This is a genomic window from Reyranella soli, assembly GCF_007992495.1.
In the GTDB taxonomy this organism is placed as follows: Bacteria; Pseudomonadota; Alphaproteobacteria; order Reyranellales; family Reyranellaceae; genus Reyranella; species Reyranella soli.
In genome coordinates, this window is record NZ_BKAJ01000037.1 from 124,637 (window position 1) to 141,831 (window position 17,195).

15 protein-coding genes are annotated in these 17,195 nt (G+C 68.1%); 8 read left to right on the forward strand and 7 right to left on the reverse strand.

The genetic code is table 11. From position 1 onward, the window contains the following. The first annotated feature begins 75 nt into the window (after nt 1-75). The 4 genes from RSO01_RS12885 (at nt 76) to RSO01_RS12900 (ending at nt 4,264) form a co-directional block, all read left to right on the forward strand. Complete coding sequence (locus RSO01_RS12885; protein WP_373867899.1) at nt 76-846, forward strand: inositol monophosphatase family protein; 771 nt, start codon at nt 76-78, stop codon at nt 844-846. Between the two features lie 270 nt (nt 847-1,116). Continuing rightward, nucleotides 1,117-1,695 (forward strand): OmpA family protein, encoded by a 579-nt coding sequence (locus RSO01_RS12890; RefSeq protein WP_147149497.1) that lies wholly within the window; start codon nt 1,117-1,119, stop codon nt 1,693-1,695. Between the two features lie 67 nt (nt 1,696-1,762). Next, nucleotides 1,763-3,061 carry a flagellar motor protein MotA gene (locus RSO01_RS12895; RefSeq protein WP_174825928.1) on the forward strand — a complete coding sequence of 433 codons (1,299 nt, stop codon included), beginning with the start codon at nt 1,763-1,765 and terminating at the stop codon, nt 3,059-3,061. Nucleotides 3,062-3,064: 3 nt separating this feature from the next. After that, complete coding sequence (locus tag RSO01_RS12900) at nt 3,065-4,264, forward strand: peptidoglycan -binding protein (RefSeq protein WP_147149498.1); 1,200 nt, start codon at nt 3,065-3,067, stop codon at nt 4,262-4,264. A gap of 7 nt (nt 4,265-4,271) precedes the next feature. Here RSO01_RS12900 and RSO01_RS12905 read toward each other — a convergent pair whose 3' ends face one another. The 3 genes from RSO01_RS12905 to RSO01_RS12915 all read right to left on the reverse strand — a co-directional run bounded on the left by RSO01_RS12905 (nt 4,272) and on the right by RSO01_RS12915 (nt 6,041). Then, nucleotides 4,272-5,129 (reverse strand): hypothetical protein, encoded by an 858-nt coding sequence (locus RSO01_RS12905; protein WP_147149499.1) that lies wholly within the window; start codon nt 5,127-5,129, stop codon nt 4,272-4,274. Between the two features lie 91 nt (nt 5,130-5,220). Then, entirely contained in the window at nt 5,221-5,559 is a 339-nt protein-coding gene (locus tag RSO01_RS12910; RefSeq protein WP_147149500.1) for a copper resistance protein CopC, read from the reverse strand. Between the two features lie 50 nt (nt 5,560-5,609). Continuing rightward, nucleotides 5,610-6,041: a DUF1489 family protein gene (locus RSO01_RS12915; RefSeq protein WP_147149501.1), complete on the reverse strand. Its 432-nt coding sequence runs from the start codon at nt 6,039-6,041 to the stop codon at nt 5,610-5,612. 173 nt (nt 6,042-6,214) lie between these two features. Between RSO01_RS12915 and RSO01_RS12920 the strand changes: the two genes are divergently transcribed. Both RSO01_RS12920 and pbpC read left to right on the forward strand, forming a co-directional pair. Further along, nucleotides 6,215-11,242: an alpha-2-macroglobulin family protein gene (locus RSO01_RS12920; RefSeq protein ID WP_170303021.1), complete on the forward strand. Its 5,028-nt coding sequence runs from the start codon at nt 6,215-6,217 to the stop codon at nt 11,240-11,242. A gap of 176 nt (nt 11,243-11,418) precedes the next feature. Further along, nucleotides 11,419-13,425 carry a penicillin-binding protein 1C gene (gene pbpC / locus RSO01_RS12925; protein WP_246158357.1) on the forward strand — a complete coding sequence of 669 codons (2,007 nt, stop codon included), beginning with the start codon at nt 11,419-11,421 and terminating at the stop codon, nt 13,423-13,425. A 553-nt stretch (nt 13,426-13,978) separates the two neighbouring features. Here the strand turns inward: pbpC and RSO01_RS12930 are convergent. Genes RSO01_RS12930 through RSO01_RS12940 form a run of 3 tightly spaced genes read right to left on the reverse strand, consistent with a single transcriptional unit; the run spans nt 13,979 to nt 15,457 of the window. Then, nucleotides 13,979-14,569, reverse strand: a complete 591-nt coding sequence (locus tag RSO01_RS12930; RefSeq protein ID WP_147149503.1) for a LysE family translocator — start codon at nt 14,567-14,569, stop codon at nt 13,979-13,981. A gap of 49 nt (nt 14,570-14,618) precedes the next feature. Beyond that, nucleotides 14,619-14,918, reverse strand: a complete 300-nt coding sequence (locus RSO01_RS12935) for a hypothetical protein (protein ID WP_147149504.1) — start codon at nt 14,916-14,918, stop codon at nt 14,619-14,621. Between the two features lie 56 nt (nt 14,919-14,974). After that, the gene (locus tag RSO01_RS12940) at nt 14,975-15,457 is read right to left on the reverse strand and encodes a GNAT family N-acetyltransferase (RefSeq protein ID WP_147149505.1); all 483 of its coding nucleotides are present in this window, start codon (nt 15,455-15,457) and stop codon (nt 14,975-14,977) included. 80 nt (nt 15,458-15,537) lie between these two features. Here RSO01_RS12940 and RSO01_RS12945 point away from each other — a divergent pair, with 80 nt between their 5' ends. Beyond that, a complete protein-coding gene (locus RSO01_RS12945) occupies nt 15,538-15,969 on the forward strand; it encodes a hypothetical protein (RefSeq protein ID WP_147149506.1) in 432 nt (143 codons plus the stop codon). A gap of 5 nt (nt 15,970-15,974) precedes the next feature. Here RSO01_RS12945 and RSO01_RS12950 read toward each other — a convergent pair whose 3' ends face one another. Beyond that, entirely contained in the window at nt 15,975-16,880 is a 906-nt protein-coding gene (locus tag RSO01_RS12950) for a hydroxymethylglutaryl-CoA lyase (RefSeq protein WP_147149507.1), read from the reverse strand. Nucleotides 16,881-16,941: 61 nt separating this feature from the next. On the opposite strand from RSO01_RS12950, the gene RSO01_RS12955 reads away from it, so the two are divergent. Next, a complete protein-coding gene (locus tag RSO01_RS12955) occupies nt 16,942-17,184 on the forward strand; it encodes a hypothetical protein (RefSeq protein ID WP_147149508.1) in 243 nt (80 codons plus the stop codon). Nucleotides 17,185-17,195: the final 11 nt, after the last annotated feature.

Here is a 17,195-nt window from a genome sequence, read left to right on the forward strand (position 1 = left end):
CTCAGTACCGGTCGCGAACGTTCCGGTCCGCCCGAGCGCCGCTCGCTGGCGCCGCGCTCGGCCACCATCACGGTGATGATCCGTGCAGCCTTCGCCGCGGCCAAAAACCTGAAGCGCGACTTCGGCGAGGTCGAGCACCTGCAGATCTCGGAGAAGGGCCCCGGCGACTTCGTCAGCCATGCCGACATCAAGGCCGAGCGCACGCTGCGCGCCGAGCTCGCCCGCACGCGGCCGGAGTACGGCTTCCTCGGTGAGGAAGGCGGCGAGACCAAGGGCGATGGCCGCAACCGCTGGATCGTCGATCCGCTCGACGGCACGACCAACTTCCTGCACGGCGTGCCGCACTTCGCCATCTCGATCGGGCTGGAACGCGAGGGCGAAATCATCGCCGGCGTCATCTATCAGCCGATCTCTGACGAGTTGTTCTGGGCCGAGAAAGGCAACGGCGCCTATGTCGACACGCCCAACGCCCGCTCGCGCCGGCTGCGCGTGTCGGGCCGCAAGGATCCGGCGCGCGCCCTGGTGGCGACCGGCATCCCCAATATCGGCAAGGGCGACCATGCCGATTATCACCGCCGGCTCGAGGCCGTGACGCGGCAGACCGCCGGCGTGCGGCGCTGGGGCGCGGCTTCGCTCGACTTCGCCTTCCTGGCGGCCGGACGGTACGACGCTTTCTTCGAGTACGGTCTGGCGCCGTGGGATGTCGCTGCGGGGCTGCTTCTGGTGCGCGAAGCCGGCGGCACCGTGAGTGACGTCGCAGGCAAGCCCTACGAGCTCGGCGGCCCTTCGGTGCTCGCCAGCAACTTCGGCCTGCACGAGCCGATGATCGGGATCTTGGGCTCTTAGGTGGAGCGCGGACCTCCAGGTCCGCTCATGATCATGTCATCGTCTTCCGGACCGCGAGCCTCCGGCTCGCTCATGATTCATGAGCGAGCCGGAGGCTCGCGGTCCCGAAGAGCATGAGTATGAGCGGACCTGGAGGTCCGCGCTCCGGCATGACGCCATACAACGGGCAAAAACTCTCCACAGGATGCGTTTGCGGCGCTGCGCGCTGGTTGAGCGGGCACCGTCCAGCGGTTATTGTTGGGCCAAATTCTCGTTGAGAGGCAATTGGTTATGCCATCGTCCTCGGTTGCCGCGCGCAGCCTTGCGCTTGCCGTGCTGGCCCTCGGCGCAGCACCCGCTTTCGCGCAGGACATCGTCGTGCAGCCGGCGCGCGTGCCGGTTGCCGGCGCGCCGGGAACGTACGAGCGCAGCCTGCCGCCGCCTCCGCCCGGCCCGATCGAAAGCCGCTTGGTGAACGCTCCGGCCGCCCCGCCCGCCCCCGTGGTTACGGTCCCGGCCACGCCGCCGCCCGGCCCGACGCTGGCGGTAGGCACTCCGGCCGCCATTCCCTCCACGCAGTCCGGCGGACCGTTCGGCACGATCGCCTTCATCGGCCGGTCGGCCTCCCTCACCCCTGCCACCAAGGCCGAGCTCGACCAGATCGCCAAGCGCATCGCCGACCAGAAGTTGCGCCATATCGAGCTGCGCGCCTTCGCCCCCGACACCGGGCCCGACAGCCGCAAGATTGCGCTCGCGCGGGCCTTGGTCGTGCGCAGCTATCTGATGGACCGGGGCGTCAAGTCGCGCATCGAGGTCGGCAGCTTCTCGGGCGACGGCGACTCCGTCGAGATCCTGGTGCCCAGCACGTGATCGGGCCCGCGCCGTCCGGCCGCCCGAATCCGACCGCCCGAGTTCTGGTCGCCCCGAGTCTGGCCGCATGAGCAGTCCGCTCCCTTATCTCGTCCGCATGCTGTTGTTCCTGGCAGCCGTCGCCGGGCTCGCCTACGTGCTGCACGTCGACCTGCTGCGTGTGTTCATGAACACGCCGATCCTGAACGGCGTGATCGTGGCGGTGCTGGTGATCGGCATCTTCTTCGTCATGCGCCAGGTCGTCTCGCTGTGGCCCGAGGTCAAATGGCTGCGCCGCTTCCAGCATCGCGAGCAAGGCGCGCCGCCGCTCGACACCCATGCGCTGAACCTGCTGGCGCCGCTCGCCACCATGCTGGGCGAACGCCAGGACCGGCTGCGGATGTCGGCCACGGCCACGCGCGCCGTACTCGACGGCATCGCCACCCGCCTCGACGAGCGGCGCGACCTCACGCGCTACCTGATCGGCCTGCTGATCTTCCTCGGCCTGCTCGGCACCTTCTGGGGCCTGCTCGAGACGATCAGCGCCGTAGCCGACGCCATCGGCCGGCTGCAGGTCAGCGGCGGCGACGCCATCACAATGTTCGCCAAGCTCAAGGAGAGCATCGAGGGTCCGCTCAAGGGCATGGCCACCGCCTTCGGCGCCTCGCTGTTCGGCCTGTCGGGCTCGCTGGTGCTGGGCTTCCTCGAGCTGCAGGCGAGCCAGGCGCAGGGCCGCTTCCATATCGAGCTCGAGGAATGGCTGGCGAGCGCCACGCGCCTGTCGAGCGGGGTCAGCGCCGATGGCGAACAGGGCGTATCGGCCTACGTCGAGGCGCTGCTCGAGCGCACCGCCGACGGCCTCGACGATCTCACCCGCACGCTGCGCCGCGCCGAGGAAGGCCGCGAAGCGACGGTGGCCGCCAACGCCACGCTGGTCGAGCGCCTGGCGGCGCTGGCCGAAGCGATGCGCGGCCAGCAGACGCTGCTGGCGCGCATGGGCGAGCAGTCGATCGAATTGCGCACGGCGATCAACCGGCTCGGCGAACGCGGCTCGTCGGACAACGATCGCGAGGCGCTGGCTGCTCATCAGCGCACCATCGAGAGCCATCTCGTCCGTCTGCTCGAGGAGAATGCGCGCAGCCGGTCGGCGCTCAGCGACGAGCTGCGGGTCATGATCGAGCGGCTCGGCGACCGCGGCTCGGCCGAGGAACGCGAGGCCCTGATGGCGCACCAGCGCGCCATCGAGGGCCACCTCGCCCGCCTGGTCGACGAGAACGTGCGCGGCCGCACGGCCCTCGCCGACGAGCTGCGCGGTGAATTCCGCCTGCTCGCCCGCACCATGGCCTCAACGGCTCGCGGCGCCGTTCATCCGACCGGCGAAGGCTAGACGATGGCCTCTGCCTCCTCGCGCCGCCGGGGCGGAGCCGCCGACTACATCTGGCCAGGCTATGTCGACGCGCTGACGACGCTGCTGATGGTGCTGATCTTCCTGCTGACGCTGTTCAGCGTGGCGCAGTTCACCCTGTCGACCGCGGTCAGCACCCGCGACAGCGCCATCGACCAGCTCAGCCGCCAGATCGGCGATCTCGCCAACCAGCTTTCGATCGAGAAGCGGGCCGGCCAGAGCCTGCAGAAGGACCTCGAGCAGCTCACCCTGCAGATCGCGCAGATGCGCAGCGAGCGCGACAAGCTCGGCAGCGATCTCGCCGCCGAGCGCCGGTCGTCGAATGCGCTCAAGATCGAGCGCGACCAGCTCACCGATCGCCTGACCTCGATGCTGGCCGAGCGCGACAAGCTCGCTGCCGCGATGCAGAGCGCAGCCAGGGATTCCGAAGCCAAGTCGGCCGACCTGCAAAAGGAGATCGAGCGCCAGCGGCTGGAGCTGACGCGTCTCGCGGCATCGCTGGCGGCCGCCAACAACGAGAAGGGCAAGCTCTTCACCGACCTCACCGAGGAGCAGAAGCTCGCAGCCGAGCAGAAGGCCGCGGTGGTGCGCATGACCGCCGAGATGGCCGGCTTGAAGGACGAGCTCAGCCGGCTCAACGCCGCGCTCGATGCTTCCGAGGCGAAGTCCAAGGAGCAGCAGGCGCAGATCGTCGATCTCGGCACGAAGCTCAATCGGGCGCTGGCCAGCAAGGTCGAGGAACTGGCGCGCTACCGCTCGGAGTTCTTCGGCAAGCTGCGCGAGGCGCTGGCCGGCCAGCGCGACGTGCAGGTCGTGGGCGACCGCTTCGTCTTCCAGTCCGAGGTGCTGTTCCCGTCAGCGTCCGCGCAGCTCCAGCCGGCCGGCGAGAAGCAGCTCGCCGAGGTCGCCCAGCGGCTGATCGAGATCGCCTCGCGCATTCCAAAGGACGTCAACTGGGTGCTGCAGGTCGACGGCCACACCGACGACAAGGCGATCCGCGGCGGCCCCTACCCGTCGAACTGGGAGCTGTCGGCGGCGCGCGCCATCGCCGTCGTGAAGTTCCTGCACAGCCAGGGCATCCCCAACGACCGCCTGGTGGCGGCGGGCTACGGCGAGTACCAGCCGCTCTCCGCCATCGACAGCGCCCGCAACCGCCGCATCGAGCTTAAACTGACCAGCCGTTGAGGCCGGTTCAGCGTCTCCGCGGAGGCAGCCGTCGAGGCCGAGCGTTGCCCCCGACAAAGGCCCATGCTGGAAACTCCGTGGCGAGAACACGGTTGAGGTGGGTCGGCAGGTGATAGACGTTGCCGTGGCGACCGACTCCGTATGACGCAGCGGGAGCGTTCATCGCGACCCGCGCGGGACGTCGTTCCGGATTCCACAGGGTCCGTTGCGCCGTCCATTCGACGTGCCATGCGGGTCGATATCCGCGGCCGCTCTCGAAAACGACCAGATACGTGTCGAAATGAGAAACGAAGCTCAATGAGTGAATGGCGTCGCTTGCCGCGATCGGCGCATGGGACGCAGTTCCGGCCCTGAGACCCGCGATGACGAAACGCGCATTCGCTTCGAACAACTGGAGCTGGTTGTTGCGTGACGCATTCAAGGGGTCCGTCAACGGCGCGTCGAGCATCGCACGATTTCGCAGAGGGTCGGTCGTCTGATTCCATGCAGCTTGGTCGTACCATGGAGGAGGCCCGCTCGCCGATGAATCGGCAAGCGTGTCGATGCTCCATATCCGGGTTTCATCGGATGAGGGATTGCTCGTGTAGTGAAGGTCGCCGACGTTGCCGCCATAGCGAATTTGAATGCCGTTGCTTCGACCGGCATGTTCCGCAACGGCGATCGCCTCGTTCCAGTGGAACTGCAGCCAATGCGGTCGTGTGACAGAATTCGAGGAGAAACCAAGTCGGACGACATGCGGCACGGTCACGATCTGGTCGGTCTGCGGATCCTGGCCGGTTTCGGTGACTTCTACCTGCACGTTCGCGACGCCGACCACTCCGCCGTTGGGCAGCCTGACACGGGCTTCAATGACCGTGACCGCCATGAGGTGCGTTTCCCTCCCGGGTTCGAACGCCCAGCCGACGCAGGGTTGGACGGACCGCCAATACCATCACCGCCCGGCACGAAAAAGCGGCCTATCGTTGCCCGGCGACCGAGAACGGAATGTCGCCTTGGATCGTCTCCTTGCCAGCGACCGTCCGCACCGCCCAGTGCAGGTTGTAGCTTCCCGGCACCAACGTCGGCGCGCGGGCGAACAGCACCTCGGGCGCCGATTCGAGTCGCGGGACCAGGCGCTCGACCAGCTTGCCGTCCTGCATGATCTCGAGCGTGGAGCGGATATGGTCGACCGGCCGATCGAAGCGCACGAAGAACTCGCTGCCCCGGCCGTCGATCACCGCGCTCGCCGCCGGCGTCGATTGCATGACGCGCACCTCGTCGGCCAACGCCGACCGGGATGCCCAGGCGATGGCCAACAGCGGCAGGACCGCCGCCAGACGTCGTACACGATCATGATCTTCTCCCCCTACAGCAGCCCCAGCCTTTTCAGCTCTGCTGCCATTTCCGGCGGCATGTCGGCGGTGTCGCCCTTGGACAGGTCGGGCGGCGCCCGTTCCGTCTCGAGATAGCGCCAGCCCTGGAAGGCCTGGCAGGCGCGCGGGGCGGTCGGGATCAAAGTGCGCTTGACCTTGATCCGGCAGTATTTCCTGCCGTTATCCTTGTCGATGTCCTCTTCGAAGCCGACCAGCTCCTGGCGGCAGCGGATGACCCCGCGCACCACCCAGTAAAGCGAGCCGCCGGCCAGAAGCTCCTCGGAGCGGCGCGGCGTGTTGCGGGTATAGACCCAGTGCGGCGAACGCGGGGTCTGCCGGCGCTGCTTGCGCCGCGCCGCCTGGACCTTCTTCATGTGTGCAAGGTCGTCGACGCCGACGGCCAGCTTGATCAGATGCAACGACATCGTTCGCGCTTAGTACGCAATGGCCGGTCCGCTCAAGCGTCGCCTTTCCACAGCGCCGCCAAAACCGTGATATGCGCGCCACACGCTGGAAGATTCGCAAGCCAAGGTCCAGACTCCACAGTGTTTGCACAATCGGCGGAATAGAGTTCGGGCGCTTTTTCGCGGGGGTTCTCATGAATCGGTCGACGCTGGCTGCTCTGGTCGTGGCTCTCATGCTGGGATCGGGGATCGCGGGCTATTTGATCGGGAGGCCCGCAGACCGGGTCGACACACCAACCAGGACCGCCGCCGTCACCCAGCCGGCGCCCGCCACGCCAGCCCAGCCTGCGACACCGGCTCCAGCCACCACACCCACGCCGACCACGCCCGTCGCAGCGCCAACGCAGCCCGCTCCCGCTCCTGCCCCGCAGACTTCCGCGGCGCCCGTGCCGCTGCCGCAGCCTCCCGCCGCGCCGGACGAGCCCTTCGCCTATCGCCGCTTCGCGCTCGACACCAGCCGCGCCGAGGGCGAGGCCTGCCTTGCCTTCAACAAGCCGCTGGCCACCAACAACGTCAATTACGCCGACTACGTCACCATCACGCCCGAGGTGAAATCGGCCCTGCGCGTGGTCGACGACCGGCTGTGCATCGGCGGCCTCGACTACGGCGAGAACTATAAGGTGCGCCTACGCACGGGTTTCCCGGGCCGCGACGGCGTCAAGCTCGACGAGGACAAGGACGTCGAGGTGGCGCTGGGCGCCCGCCCGGCCAACGTCTCCCTGCCGGGCAAGGGCTTCATCCTGCCGCGCGGCAGCGCCGCCGGCCTGCCCATCACGACCATCAACGTCTCCAAGGTCGGCATCGCCGTCTACCGCGTCAACGAGCGCGCCATCATGGGCTTCGCCCGCGATCGCTACGACAACACCTATCCCGGCAGCCAGCCGATCACCGAGCCGTGGGGCCTTTATAGCTGGCTGAGCGGCACCAACGGCGCCCTGCAGTGGCGCGGCACCATGGAGGTGCGCAACGTCACCAACCAGCCGGTGACCACTGCCTTCCCGATCCGCGAGACCGTGCAGGATTGGAAGCCCGGCACCTATTTCGTCGTCGCCTGGAACGCCGCCCAGCCGCCGGCCCGCAGCTACGACGAGGCCGAAGAGCAGAACGCCACTGGCCAGGCGACCGGCATGTGGGTGATGGACACCGACATCGCCCTCACCACCTTCACCGGCGATGATGGGCTGAACGTCTTCGCCCGCTCGCTGCAGACCGCTAAGCCGCTGGCCAACGTGGAAGTCGTGCTGCTATCGCGCGGCAACGAGCCGATGGCCAAGGCGATGACCGACGAGGCCGGCCGCGTGCTGTTCGCCGCCGGTCTGCTCAAGGGCCGCGGCGCGGCGCGCGCCGGCGCCGTCATGGCGTCCGATACGGCCAAGCAGGATTTCAGCCGCCTGGAGCTCAACAAGACGCCGTTCGACTTCTCCGACCGCGGCGTCGGCGGCCGCGACCAGCCTGGGGCGGTCGACGCCTTCCTCTACACCGAACGCGGCGTCTATCGACCCGGCGAGACGGTGCAGCTCATGGCCATGCTGCGCGACGCCTCGGCGACGGCGCTCGCCAACGTGCCGGTGACGCTGATCGTGAAGCGTCCCGACGGCACGGAGTTCACGCGCTTCAGCCAGGCCTTGCCGGCCGGCGGCGCCGCGTACCAGCCGATCGACCTGCCCAAGTCCTCGCGGCGCGGCCGCTGGACGGTCGCCGCCCACGTCGACCCCAAGGCGCCGCCGGTCGGCACTGTGGAGTTCTCGGTAGAGGACTTCGTGCCTGAGAAGCTCAAGGTCGAGCTGACCTCCAACCAGCCGATCCTGAAGCCGGGCCAGATCAACACCTTCGACGTGCAGGCCGACTTCCTCTACGGCGCCCCGGGGTCAGGCCTCACCGTCGAGGCCGACATGCGCATCACCGTCGATGCCTCGCCCTTCCCCGACTTCGCCCGCTACAGCTTCGGCTCACACGAGGACCGCAAGGCATTCGAGCCGCCGTTCCTGACCTTGAAAGCGCCCGACACCGATGAGCGCGGCAAGACCAAGATGGAATGGGGCGGCGACGTCAAGGACACGCCGCTGCCGCTGCGCGCCCAAGTCCAAGTTCGCGTCTTCGAGCCGGGTGGCGGCCGCGCCACCAAGACCGAGAAGACGCTGCCCATGCGCACGCGCAACGTCTATCTCGGCATCCGTCCGACCTTCGAGGGCCGCTACTCGCGCGAAGGCACGCAGACCGAGTTCGACGTCGTGGCCGTGGACGGCGCCGGCAAGCAGGTCGCGCGCACCGGCATCGAGTACAAGGTCGAGCGCACCGATTGGAACTACCAGTGGTACGAGGTCGACGGGCGCTGGCGCTGGCATTCGATCGCCAGCGACCGGCTGATCACCGCCGACACCGTGTCGATGCGCGCCGACGCACCGACCCGACTTTCCTTCCGGCTGAACTGGGGCCCGCACCGCCTCACCATCGTCGACCGCGACAACAACACGACCAGTACGGTGCAGTTCTATGTCGGCTGGTACGGCGGTTCGGACAACGGCGAGGAGACTCCCGACACGCTGCGCGTGGCCAGCGACAAGGAGAACTACCGGCCGGGCGAGACCGCGCGCGTACGCATCGAGGCGCCGTTCGCGGGCGAAGCGATGCTGGCCATCGCCACTGACCGCATCGTCAGCACCAAGAACATCCAGGTGCCGGCCGGCGGCACGACCGTCGACGTGCCGGTCTCTGCCGACTGGGGCCCCGGCGCCTATGCGCTGGTCACCGCCTGGCGGCCGCTCGACAAGCCGGCCGATCGCGTGCCGACGCGCGCCATCGGGCTTACCTGGCTGGGGCTGGAGCCCAAGCTGCGCACGCTCGAGGTCAAGATCGGCACGCCCGAGAAGATCACACCGCGCCAGCGCATCGAGGTGCCGATCACGGTCGGCAATCTCGGCGGCGAGGAGGCGTTCGTCACCCTGGCCGCGGTCGACGAGGGCATCCTGCAGCTGACGCGCTTCAAGACGCCCGACCCTGCCGATTACTACTTCGGCAAGCGGCGGCTCGGCCTCGCCATGCGCGACGACTATGGCCGTCTGCTGGAGACCCGCGCCGACGATCTCGGCCGCATCCGGGTCGGCGGCGACGCCGGCGACATCGGCGGCCTCGACATCGTGCCGACGCGCACGGTGGCGCTGTTCAGCGGGCCGGTGAAGCTCGACGCCCAGGGTCAGGCCAAGATCCCGATCGAGGTTCCCGACTTCATCGGCCAGCTCCGCCTGATGGCGGTGGCCTATGCCAAGAGCCGCGTCGGCTCGGGCGACCAGCGCCTCTACGTGCGCGACGCGGTGAGCGCCGACGTCGTGCTGCCGCGCTTCCTGGCGCCCAACGATCGCGGGCGGCTGGCCTTGTCGCTGCATAACATCGACGGCCAGGCGGGCGACTATCGCCTGACCGTGCAGGCCACGGGCGCGGTGTCACTCGACCGGCCCGTCGCCGAGACGCGGCAGCTCGCCGCCGGCCAGCGCGAGCTCTTGACCTGGCCGCTGGTCGCCGACAACGAGACGGGCTTCGGCAAGGTCTCCGTCGAGGTCTCGGGGCCCGGCAACTTCGCGGTGCGCCGCGAATGGGACATCCAGGTGCGCGCAGCGCAGACGCCGAGCGCCGTCGACACGGTGTCCCAGCTCACCGCCGGCCGTGAGCTCACCCTCGACCGCAACGTCACGGCGAGCTTCGCGCCGGGCACGTCGCGGGTCGCGGTGTCGCTGACCCGCATCCCGGGCATCGACGTCGCCGCCCTCCTGCGGGCGCTCGACAAGTACCCGTTCGGCTGCATCGAGCAGACGACGAGCCGCGCCCTGCCGCTGCTCTACTACAACGACGTGGCTCTGCTGGGTTACGGCCCGGCCGATCCGCGCATCAACGATCGCGTGCAGGAGGCGGTCTATCGCATCGTCGACATGCAGCTGCCCGACGGCTCGTTCGGCATGTGGGGTCCCTACTCGCCCGCCGCCGAATGGCTGCAGAGCTATGCCATGGACTTCCTGCTGCGCGCGCGCGACCAGAACATGGCGGTGCCGTCGGCGTCGCTGCAGCGTGGCCTGACCTGGCTCAACCGCACGGTCGACAAGCTCACGCCCAACGCCCAGGCCTATGCCTGGTACGTGCTGGCCAAGGCGGGCCTCGCCGATCCCGGCCGAGTCCGCTACTTCCAGGACAACGAGGCCGGCAAGATCAGCGACGGCCTTGCCTGGGCGCAACTCGCCGCGGCGCTGAACCATGTGGCGGAGCCCGGCCGCGCGCGGCTGGCCTTCGCCAAGGCGCGCGACATGGTCAATGCGGTCGACCGCAACGACTACTACGGCACGGCGCTGCGCAACCGCGCCGCGCTGCTGGCGCTGGCCACCGAAGCGGGCGGTCGCGAGGGCTTCACCCAGGTCGCCAGCCTGGTCGGCGAGCGGCTGAACGCCAACGTCGACTACACGACCACCCAGGAGCAGGCCTGGCTGGTCATGGCGGCGCACGCCATGGCCGGCTCGGGCGGCGGGCTCTCCTACTCGGTCGACGGCGACCGCAAGACAGGCACGCGCGATCCGGTCGTGATCAATCCCGACCAGGCGGCGATCGGCCGTGGCGTCCGCGTGAAGAACGAAGGCGACGGCACGGTGTGGATGCAGGTCACGGCGCGTGGCGTGCCCAACGAGCCGATGCCTGCAGCCACCCAGGGGCTGAGCGTGCAGCGCGAGTTCCTGACACTGGACGGCCGCCGTGCCGACCTGCGTCGGATTCGCCAGAACGAGCGGCTGATCGTGTCGATCAGCGGCCGCAACCTCGAGGGCGGCTACCACGAGGTGGCGCTGCTCGACCTGCTGCCGGCCGGCTTCGAGATCGAGACCGTGCTGACCGAGGAGAAGGCCAAGCCCTTCACCTTCCTGCCCAAGCTCAGCGAGACGCGCATCGCCGAAGGCCGCGACGACCGCTTCTTCGCCTCGCTCAACCTCGGCCGACGGACCTACCGCTCATGGTGGGACTCCGACGAGGAGCTGAAGCGCAGCATCAACTCCTACCATGTCGCCTACATCGTGCGTGCCGTGACGCCGGGCAACTTCGCCCTGCCGGCCACGAACGTGTCCGACATGTACGCCCCGCGGGTCTATGGCCGCACCGCCATGGGCCGCGTCGAGATCGCGCCGCGGTAAGGCGATGAGAATGCCAACCCAAATTTTCGGATTCCTCTCCCCCGCTAGGGGGAGAGGCTAGGAGAGGGGGAATCGACGTGCGCATCCCCCTCTCCCCACCTCTCCCCCTATCGGGGGAGAGGAGCACGAGTCGGGTTGGCCGACTCCTTGTTTGCCTGGCGCTCGCCACGACATCGTTGCTGGCAGGCGCGCTGGCGCTCGACCAGCTCTTCCCGCCGAACCTCGCACGCTACAACGACCGGTCGACGGAGATCGTCGATTCGAACGGCCGCCTGCTGCGTGCCTTCACCACGGCCGACGGCAAGTGGCGGCTGAAAACCGCGGTCGACGACGTCGATCCGGTCTATCTCGGCCTGCTCAAGGCCTATGAGGATCGCCGCTTCGACGGGCACTGGGGCGTCGATCCGCTGGCAGTGGCACGCGCCGCCGAGCAGTGGATCAACCGCGGCCGCATCGTGTCGGGCGCATCGACGCTGTCCATGCAGGCCGCGCGGTTGCTGGAGCCCGAGCTCTTCCGGATCGGGCCGCGGCGCACGCTCGGCACCAAGATCCTCCAGTCGGCGCGCGCCCTGCAGCTCGAATGGCGCTATTCCAAGCGCGAGGTGCTGGGCATCTACCTGACCCTGGCGCCGATGGGCGGCAACCTCGAAGGCGTGCGCGCCGCTTCGTTCGCCTATTTTGGCAAGGAGCCGAAGCACCTCAACGCCGCCGAAGCGGCGTTGCTCGTCGCCATCCCGCAATCGCCCGAGCGCCGCCGCCCCGACCGCTCGCCGGCCGCGGCCCAAGCCGCGCGCGAGCGTGTGCTGGAGCGCGGCTTGCAGCACGAGGTGATCGACGCGTCCTTGGCGAACCTCGCATCGAGCCGGCCGGTACCCAACCGCCGGCTTGCCATGCCGCTGCACGCGCCGCACCTCTCGGCGTGGCTCGCCGGCCAGTCGCCGGGCACCGTGGTGCCGACGACCATCCGCTTCGAGCTTCAGGCGGCCCTGCTACAGCTCGCGCGCGAGGAGCGCGGCCGCATCGCCGACCGTCCGGACATCGCCATTGTTGCGGTCGACAACCGCACGGGAACCGTCGTCGCCTGGCAGGGCGGCTCGGACTATTTCGGCCGCGCCGGGCAGGTCGACCTGGTGCGCGCCCATCGCTCGCCGGGGTCGGCGCTGAAGCCGCTGATCTACGCCATGGCGTTCGACGATCGCGTCCTGCATCCGGAATCGCTGATCGAGGACGTGCCGGTGCGCTTCCGCGACTGGCTGCCGCGCAACTTCGACCGCGACCACCAGGGCGCCGTCACTGTGCGCCGCGCCCTGCAGCAGTCGCTGAACGTGCCGGCGGTGCTGGCGCTGGAGAAGGTCGGGCCGCAGCGCTTCCTGTCGACCCTGCGCACGGCGGGCGCGGCCCCCGGCCTGCCGCCGGGCGATACCGGCGCGTCGCTGGGCATAGCCCTCGGCAGCGCCACCGTCTCGCCGCTCGAGATGGCCGGGCTCTATGCCGGGCTGGCGCGCGGCGGCGAGTTCGCTCCGCCCATGATCCGCCGCGACCGGGCGGGCCGCGAGCCCGTGCGCCTGATCGGTCCCGCGGCGGTCTGGTATGTCGGCGACGTGCTGGCCGAGGCGCCGCTGCCCGACGGCTTCGCCAACCTGCCAGTCGGCTTACGCGAGCGTCGCATTGCCTACAAGACCGGCACGTCGGCGGGCTTCCGCGATGCCTGGGCCGCCGGTTACAGCGCCAACTGGACGGTGGTCGTGTGGGTCGGCCATGCCGACGGCACGTCGCGGCCGGGCCAGCTCGGCCGCCACGCCGCGCTGCCCGTCCTGTTCAAGGCCTTCAGCCGACTGCCGGCCGAGGACAACATCGCCAAGCCGCCGCCAACCGACGTCCTGCGCGTCGCCTCCTGGCGCGACCTGCCGGTACGCATGCGCTCGCTGGGGCCGACCGCCGAACCGGGCAGCCTGCGCATCGCCTACCCGCCGGCCGACGCCCGCATCGAGCTCGCGGCCCGCGAGGCCGTGCCGCTCACCGCCAAGGGCGGCAAGGGCAGCCTGCGCTGGCTGATCGACGGCCGGCCGATCGACAGCACCAAGTGGGTACCTGACGGCCCCGGCTTGGTGCGCGTCGCCGTGGTCGACGAGGCGGGCCATTCCAGCGCCGTCACGGTGCGCATCGTGGAGCGGCGCCAGTAGCGCTTCGTGCAGGTCTTGCCGTGCCGAACGGCAACCGCGATCGCATTCGTCACGTCTCTTCGGAAATCACGGCAAGCCGCTGACGCCTCTGATCCTTCTGGCTCCGACGGCGGCTGGACGATGTCCGCTAAAGAGGGACAGCAACGACAATGCGTGTTCCTTGGCCCAGCGATGAGTTTCCGGGGGTTCCCGCCGTTTACGCCGGAGGTCGTAGCGGTGCTTGGGAAGTCGACCCACTAGCCATGGGGTTTGCCGGCGAATTCGGACATTTACGCTAATATCGCTACCGGTTTTTCGCTCGACCGGACGGGCCGGCCCGGCTGCGGCCAAGCGCGATAGGTATCGGATGAACGATGCATAGAGCGGAGCCCGCCGGGAGGCGCACACACCGTCTATATAACTTTAGTGCTCTACAAAATCAACTACAGTTCTATAGGCGATTTCGTGCGCTCGCCCGGATGGCACATCCATCTGAATTATTGCGTGCCATAAAGCCCCTTTTCGCGCACTAACCCCGGCGTACCCGACAAGTGCTGGCACTGCTGTCATCCGTTCAAGCAAAGGCGAGCACCACCGAGGCGACCAGCAGCACGGCGAAAGCGACGTTGATCAGCCGGTTGCTGCGCGGCTCGCGGAAGAAGCGCGTCAGGCCCGCGCCCGCCAGCAGCCAGGCGACGTTTACCGCGACGATGACGAAGGTCAGCACCGCCATCTTGACGGCGACGTCGGTCCCTACCCGGCCTGGCACCAGCACGAAGCCCGAATAGAGCGCCGCCATGGCGGCGTAGCCCTTGGGATTGACCAGTGACAGCGCCAGCCCCGCGATGAAGGTCGGCGCTGGGCGACGGGCATTGTCATCGCTCAATGGCGGCGCCATCGCGATGCGCCAGGCGAGGTAGAGGAAATAGGCCCCTGCCAGCACGGTGACGACCGGTGTCGCGCCGGGCACGGCCATCAGCAGCCCGACCAGGCCGGCCGCGACCGCGGCCATGACCAGCACCATGCCGACGACGATGCCGGCGAGATAGGCCACCCCGCGGCCGGCGCCGAAAGCCGCTCCCGTCGCAGTGAGACTGAGCGTCGCCGGGCCGGGGCTGCCGGCCAAGGCCAGGGCGGCGAGGAGAAAGCCGGACAGACCATCCATGCCCCTCGATATCGCCGCTGCGGCGCCCGATGTCTTGAACGTTCGTGCGCTATTTACGCGTGAGCATCGTCGTGACGATCTCGCTCCACTCGTCCTGCAGTGACACACCGGACACCGGCTTGGCAGCACGACGGTACCAGTATTGGGCGTTGCTCATGTCGCCCTCCTGGCGATGCAGGTGGGCGTGCACCCAGTCGCAGTCGGCCTCGCCTTCGTGTCCCTGCACACATTTGTGCGCACGATCCCAGTCGCCATGCTTCAGCCACCACAAGGCCTCGAGAGCAGGCCCGAGATCGGCCGGCGGCGCCGCCGCCGACACGCTGGAACGAAAGGCTTCGATCGTGGTCATGGTCGCTCCGATCCTCCGTTCGAATGATCTTCGGCGCAGAGGGCCACGATACCAAATCAGAGCGGCTTGACCAGCCGCAGGCTTTCCGTGACGAAGCCGCGTCGATGATAGAATTCGACCGCGTGGCGATTGTGCGCGAACACGTCGAGGCTGAGCAGGCGGTAGCCGCGGCCACGCGCCCAAGCCTCGGTCTCCTGCATCAAGCGATGCGCGATACCTTGCCCCTCGGCCTCGGAGATGAGGGCCAGAAGCGAGACATACCCGCAGGGCTCGTTTGTCACGCCGTCGGTGCCTGGCCGCATATGCACGTAACCCAGGCGGCGACCATCAGGCGCGCAAGCCAGCACCGTGCGGGCACCCTCCTCGATGTCCCCGAACGTCGTCGCCATGTAGCGGTCCTGGAAGCCCTCCATCGCACGATCGTCGTGCCACGGCGGATGAGGCACGCCGGCCAGGCGCGGCGAGAGGCCGTCAATGAAGGCGCGATCTTGGGGTGTTGCGTCGCGCAGCGCGACCGGTGTGCCGTTGGTCGATTCCATGTCGGAAGGTGTAGGACACCGAACGTTACGACTACAAGACCGTCTCGCCCTGATCTAGACTGAGCGCAGAGTTGTGGGGGTTGACCATGCTTGCCGTGGGCTTCGACCAGCAGGGCAACGTCCTGTTGTTGACGCTGCTCGACACCTTCGACAACGGCACGATGGCCGTGATGGATGCGGCGTGTGTCACGTTCTTCGATGCCGAGGGACCGACACACTCGATCTTCGACTTCACGCCCACCCAGAAAGTGGTGATGGCGCCCTTGTCGCTCGAGCGCCGTGCCAGCAAGCCGGCCATGTGCGTCGGCTTCGAGCGTGTCATCGTGGCGCCGCAGCCGGAACTGCGCGCTCTGGCCGAGAAGTTCCGCCTGCATCAGGTGAATGCCGGGCTGCCCGCCCCACACATCGTGCAGACCATGGCCGAAGCCGAGCACCTGCTCGGGCTGGGACCGCTGGTCTTCGAGCCCGTCGATACGTCGTGGCTCGCCAACGACAAGGCGAAGGTCGTCTAGGTGCCCTACGCCGCCTTCGCCTTCAACGCCTGCGCCACCTTCGAGGCCGGCTCGCGGCCGAGCGCCACGCAGATCTCGCGGCCCGCTTTGGCGATGGCATCGAGGTCGACGCCATGCTCGATGCCCAATCCGTTCATCAGGTAGATCACGTCCTCGGTCCCGACATTGCCCGAGGCGCCCTTGGCGTAGGGGCAGCCGCCCAACCCGGCGACGGCGGTGTCGAACACGGCGATGCCGCGCTCCATCACCGCCAGGATGTTGGCCAGCGACTGGCCGTAGGTGTCGTGGAAATGCGCCGCAAGTTTTTCCCGCGGCACCTTCTCGGCGACGGCGTCGATCATGGCGACGCATTCGCCCGGCGTGCCGACGCCGATCGTGTCCCCGAGCGAGACCTCGTAGCAGCCCATGCGCAACAGCCGCGCCGAAACTTCTGCAACCTTGGCCGGCGCAACCTTTCCGTCGTAGGGGCAGGCGATCACGGTCGAGACGTAGCCGCGAACCTTCATGCCGTGCTTCTGCGCGGCCTCCATCACCGGCTCGAAGCGGGCGAAGCTTTCATCGATGGAGCAGTTTGTGTTCTTCCGGCAGAACGCTTCCGAGGCCGCGGTGAAGATGGCGATCTCCTCGCATTTGGCCTCGATCGCGCCGTTCATGCCCTGCTTGTTGGGCACCAGCACAGGATAGCTTACGCCAGGCTTACGCTTGATCTGCGTCATGACCTCGTCGGTATTGGCCATCTGCGGCACCCATTTGGGCGACACGAAGCTGCCTGCCTCAACCGCCGAGTGGCCCGCCGCCGACAAGGCATCGATCAGCGCGACCTTGGCCTGCACCGGCACGGGCTTTGCCTCGTTCTGCAGGCCGTCGCGCGGTCCGACTTCAACCAGTCGCACGTGCCTCGGATAATTCATCGTTGCCTCCGAAAAATGCTGGCATACTTCTAGCAGGGATGATTGGGGTTTGGGGGAAGACGTGACACTGGTCCAGGGACTGGTGCTGCTCCTGTTCATGTCATTCGGCGCAGCACTTGGCTGGTATTTGGGGACAAAAAGGGTGCGTCGCCGTTCGGTTTTCGGTGACGATTATGTCGGCAGCCCAAACCACCGTCGCATCGTGGCGCGGCGCCAGCTCATGCGGCTGGTCAGCACGTTTCTCTACGGCCTTGGCGGGGTACTGGTCGGCTTTGCCTTCCTCGTGGTCACGCGGCGGCGCTAGAGCGTTTTCCG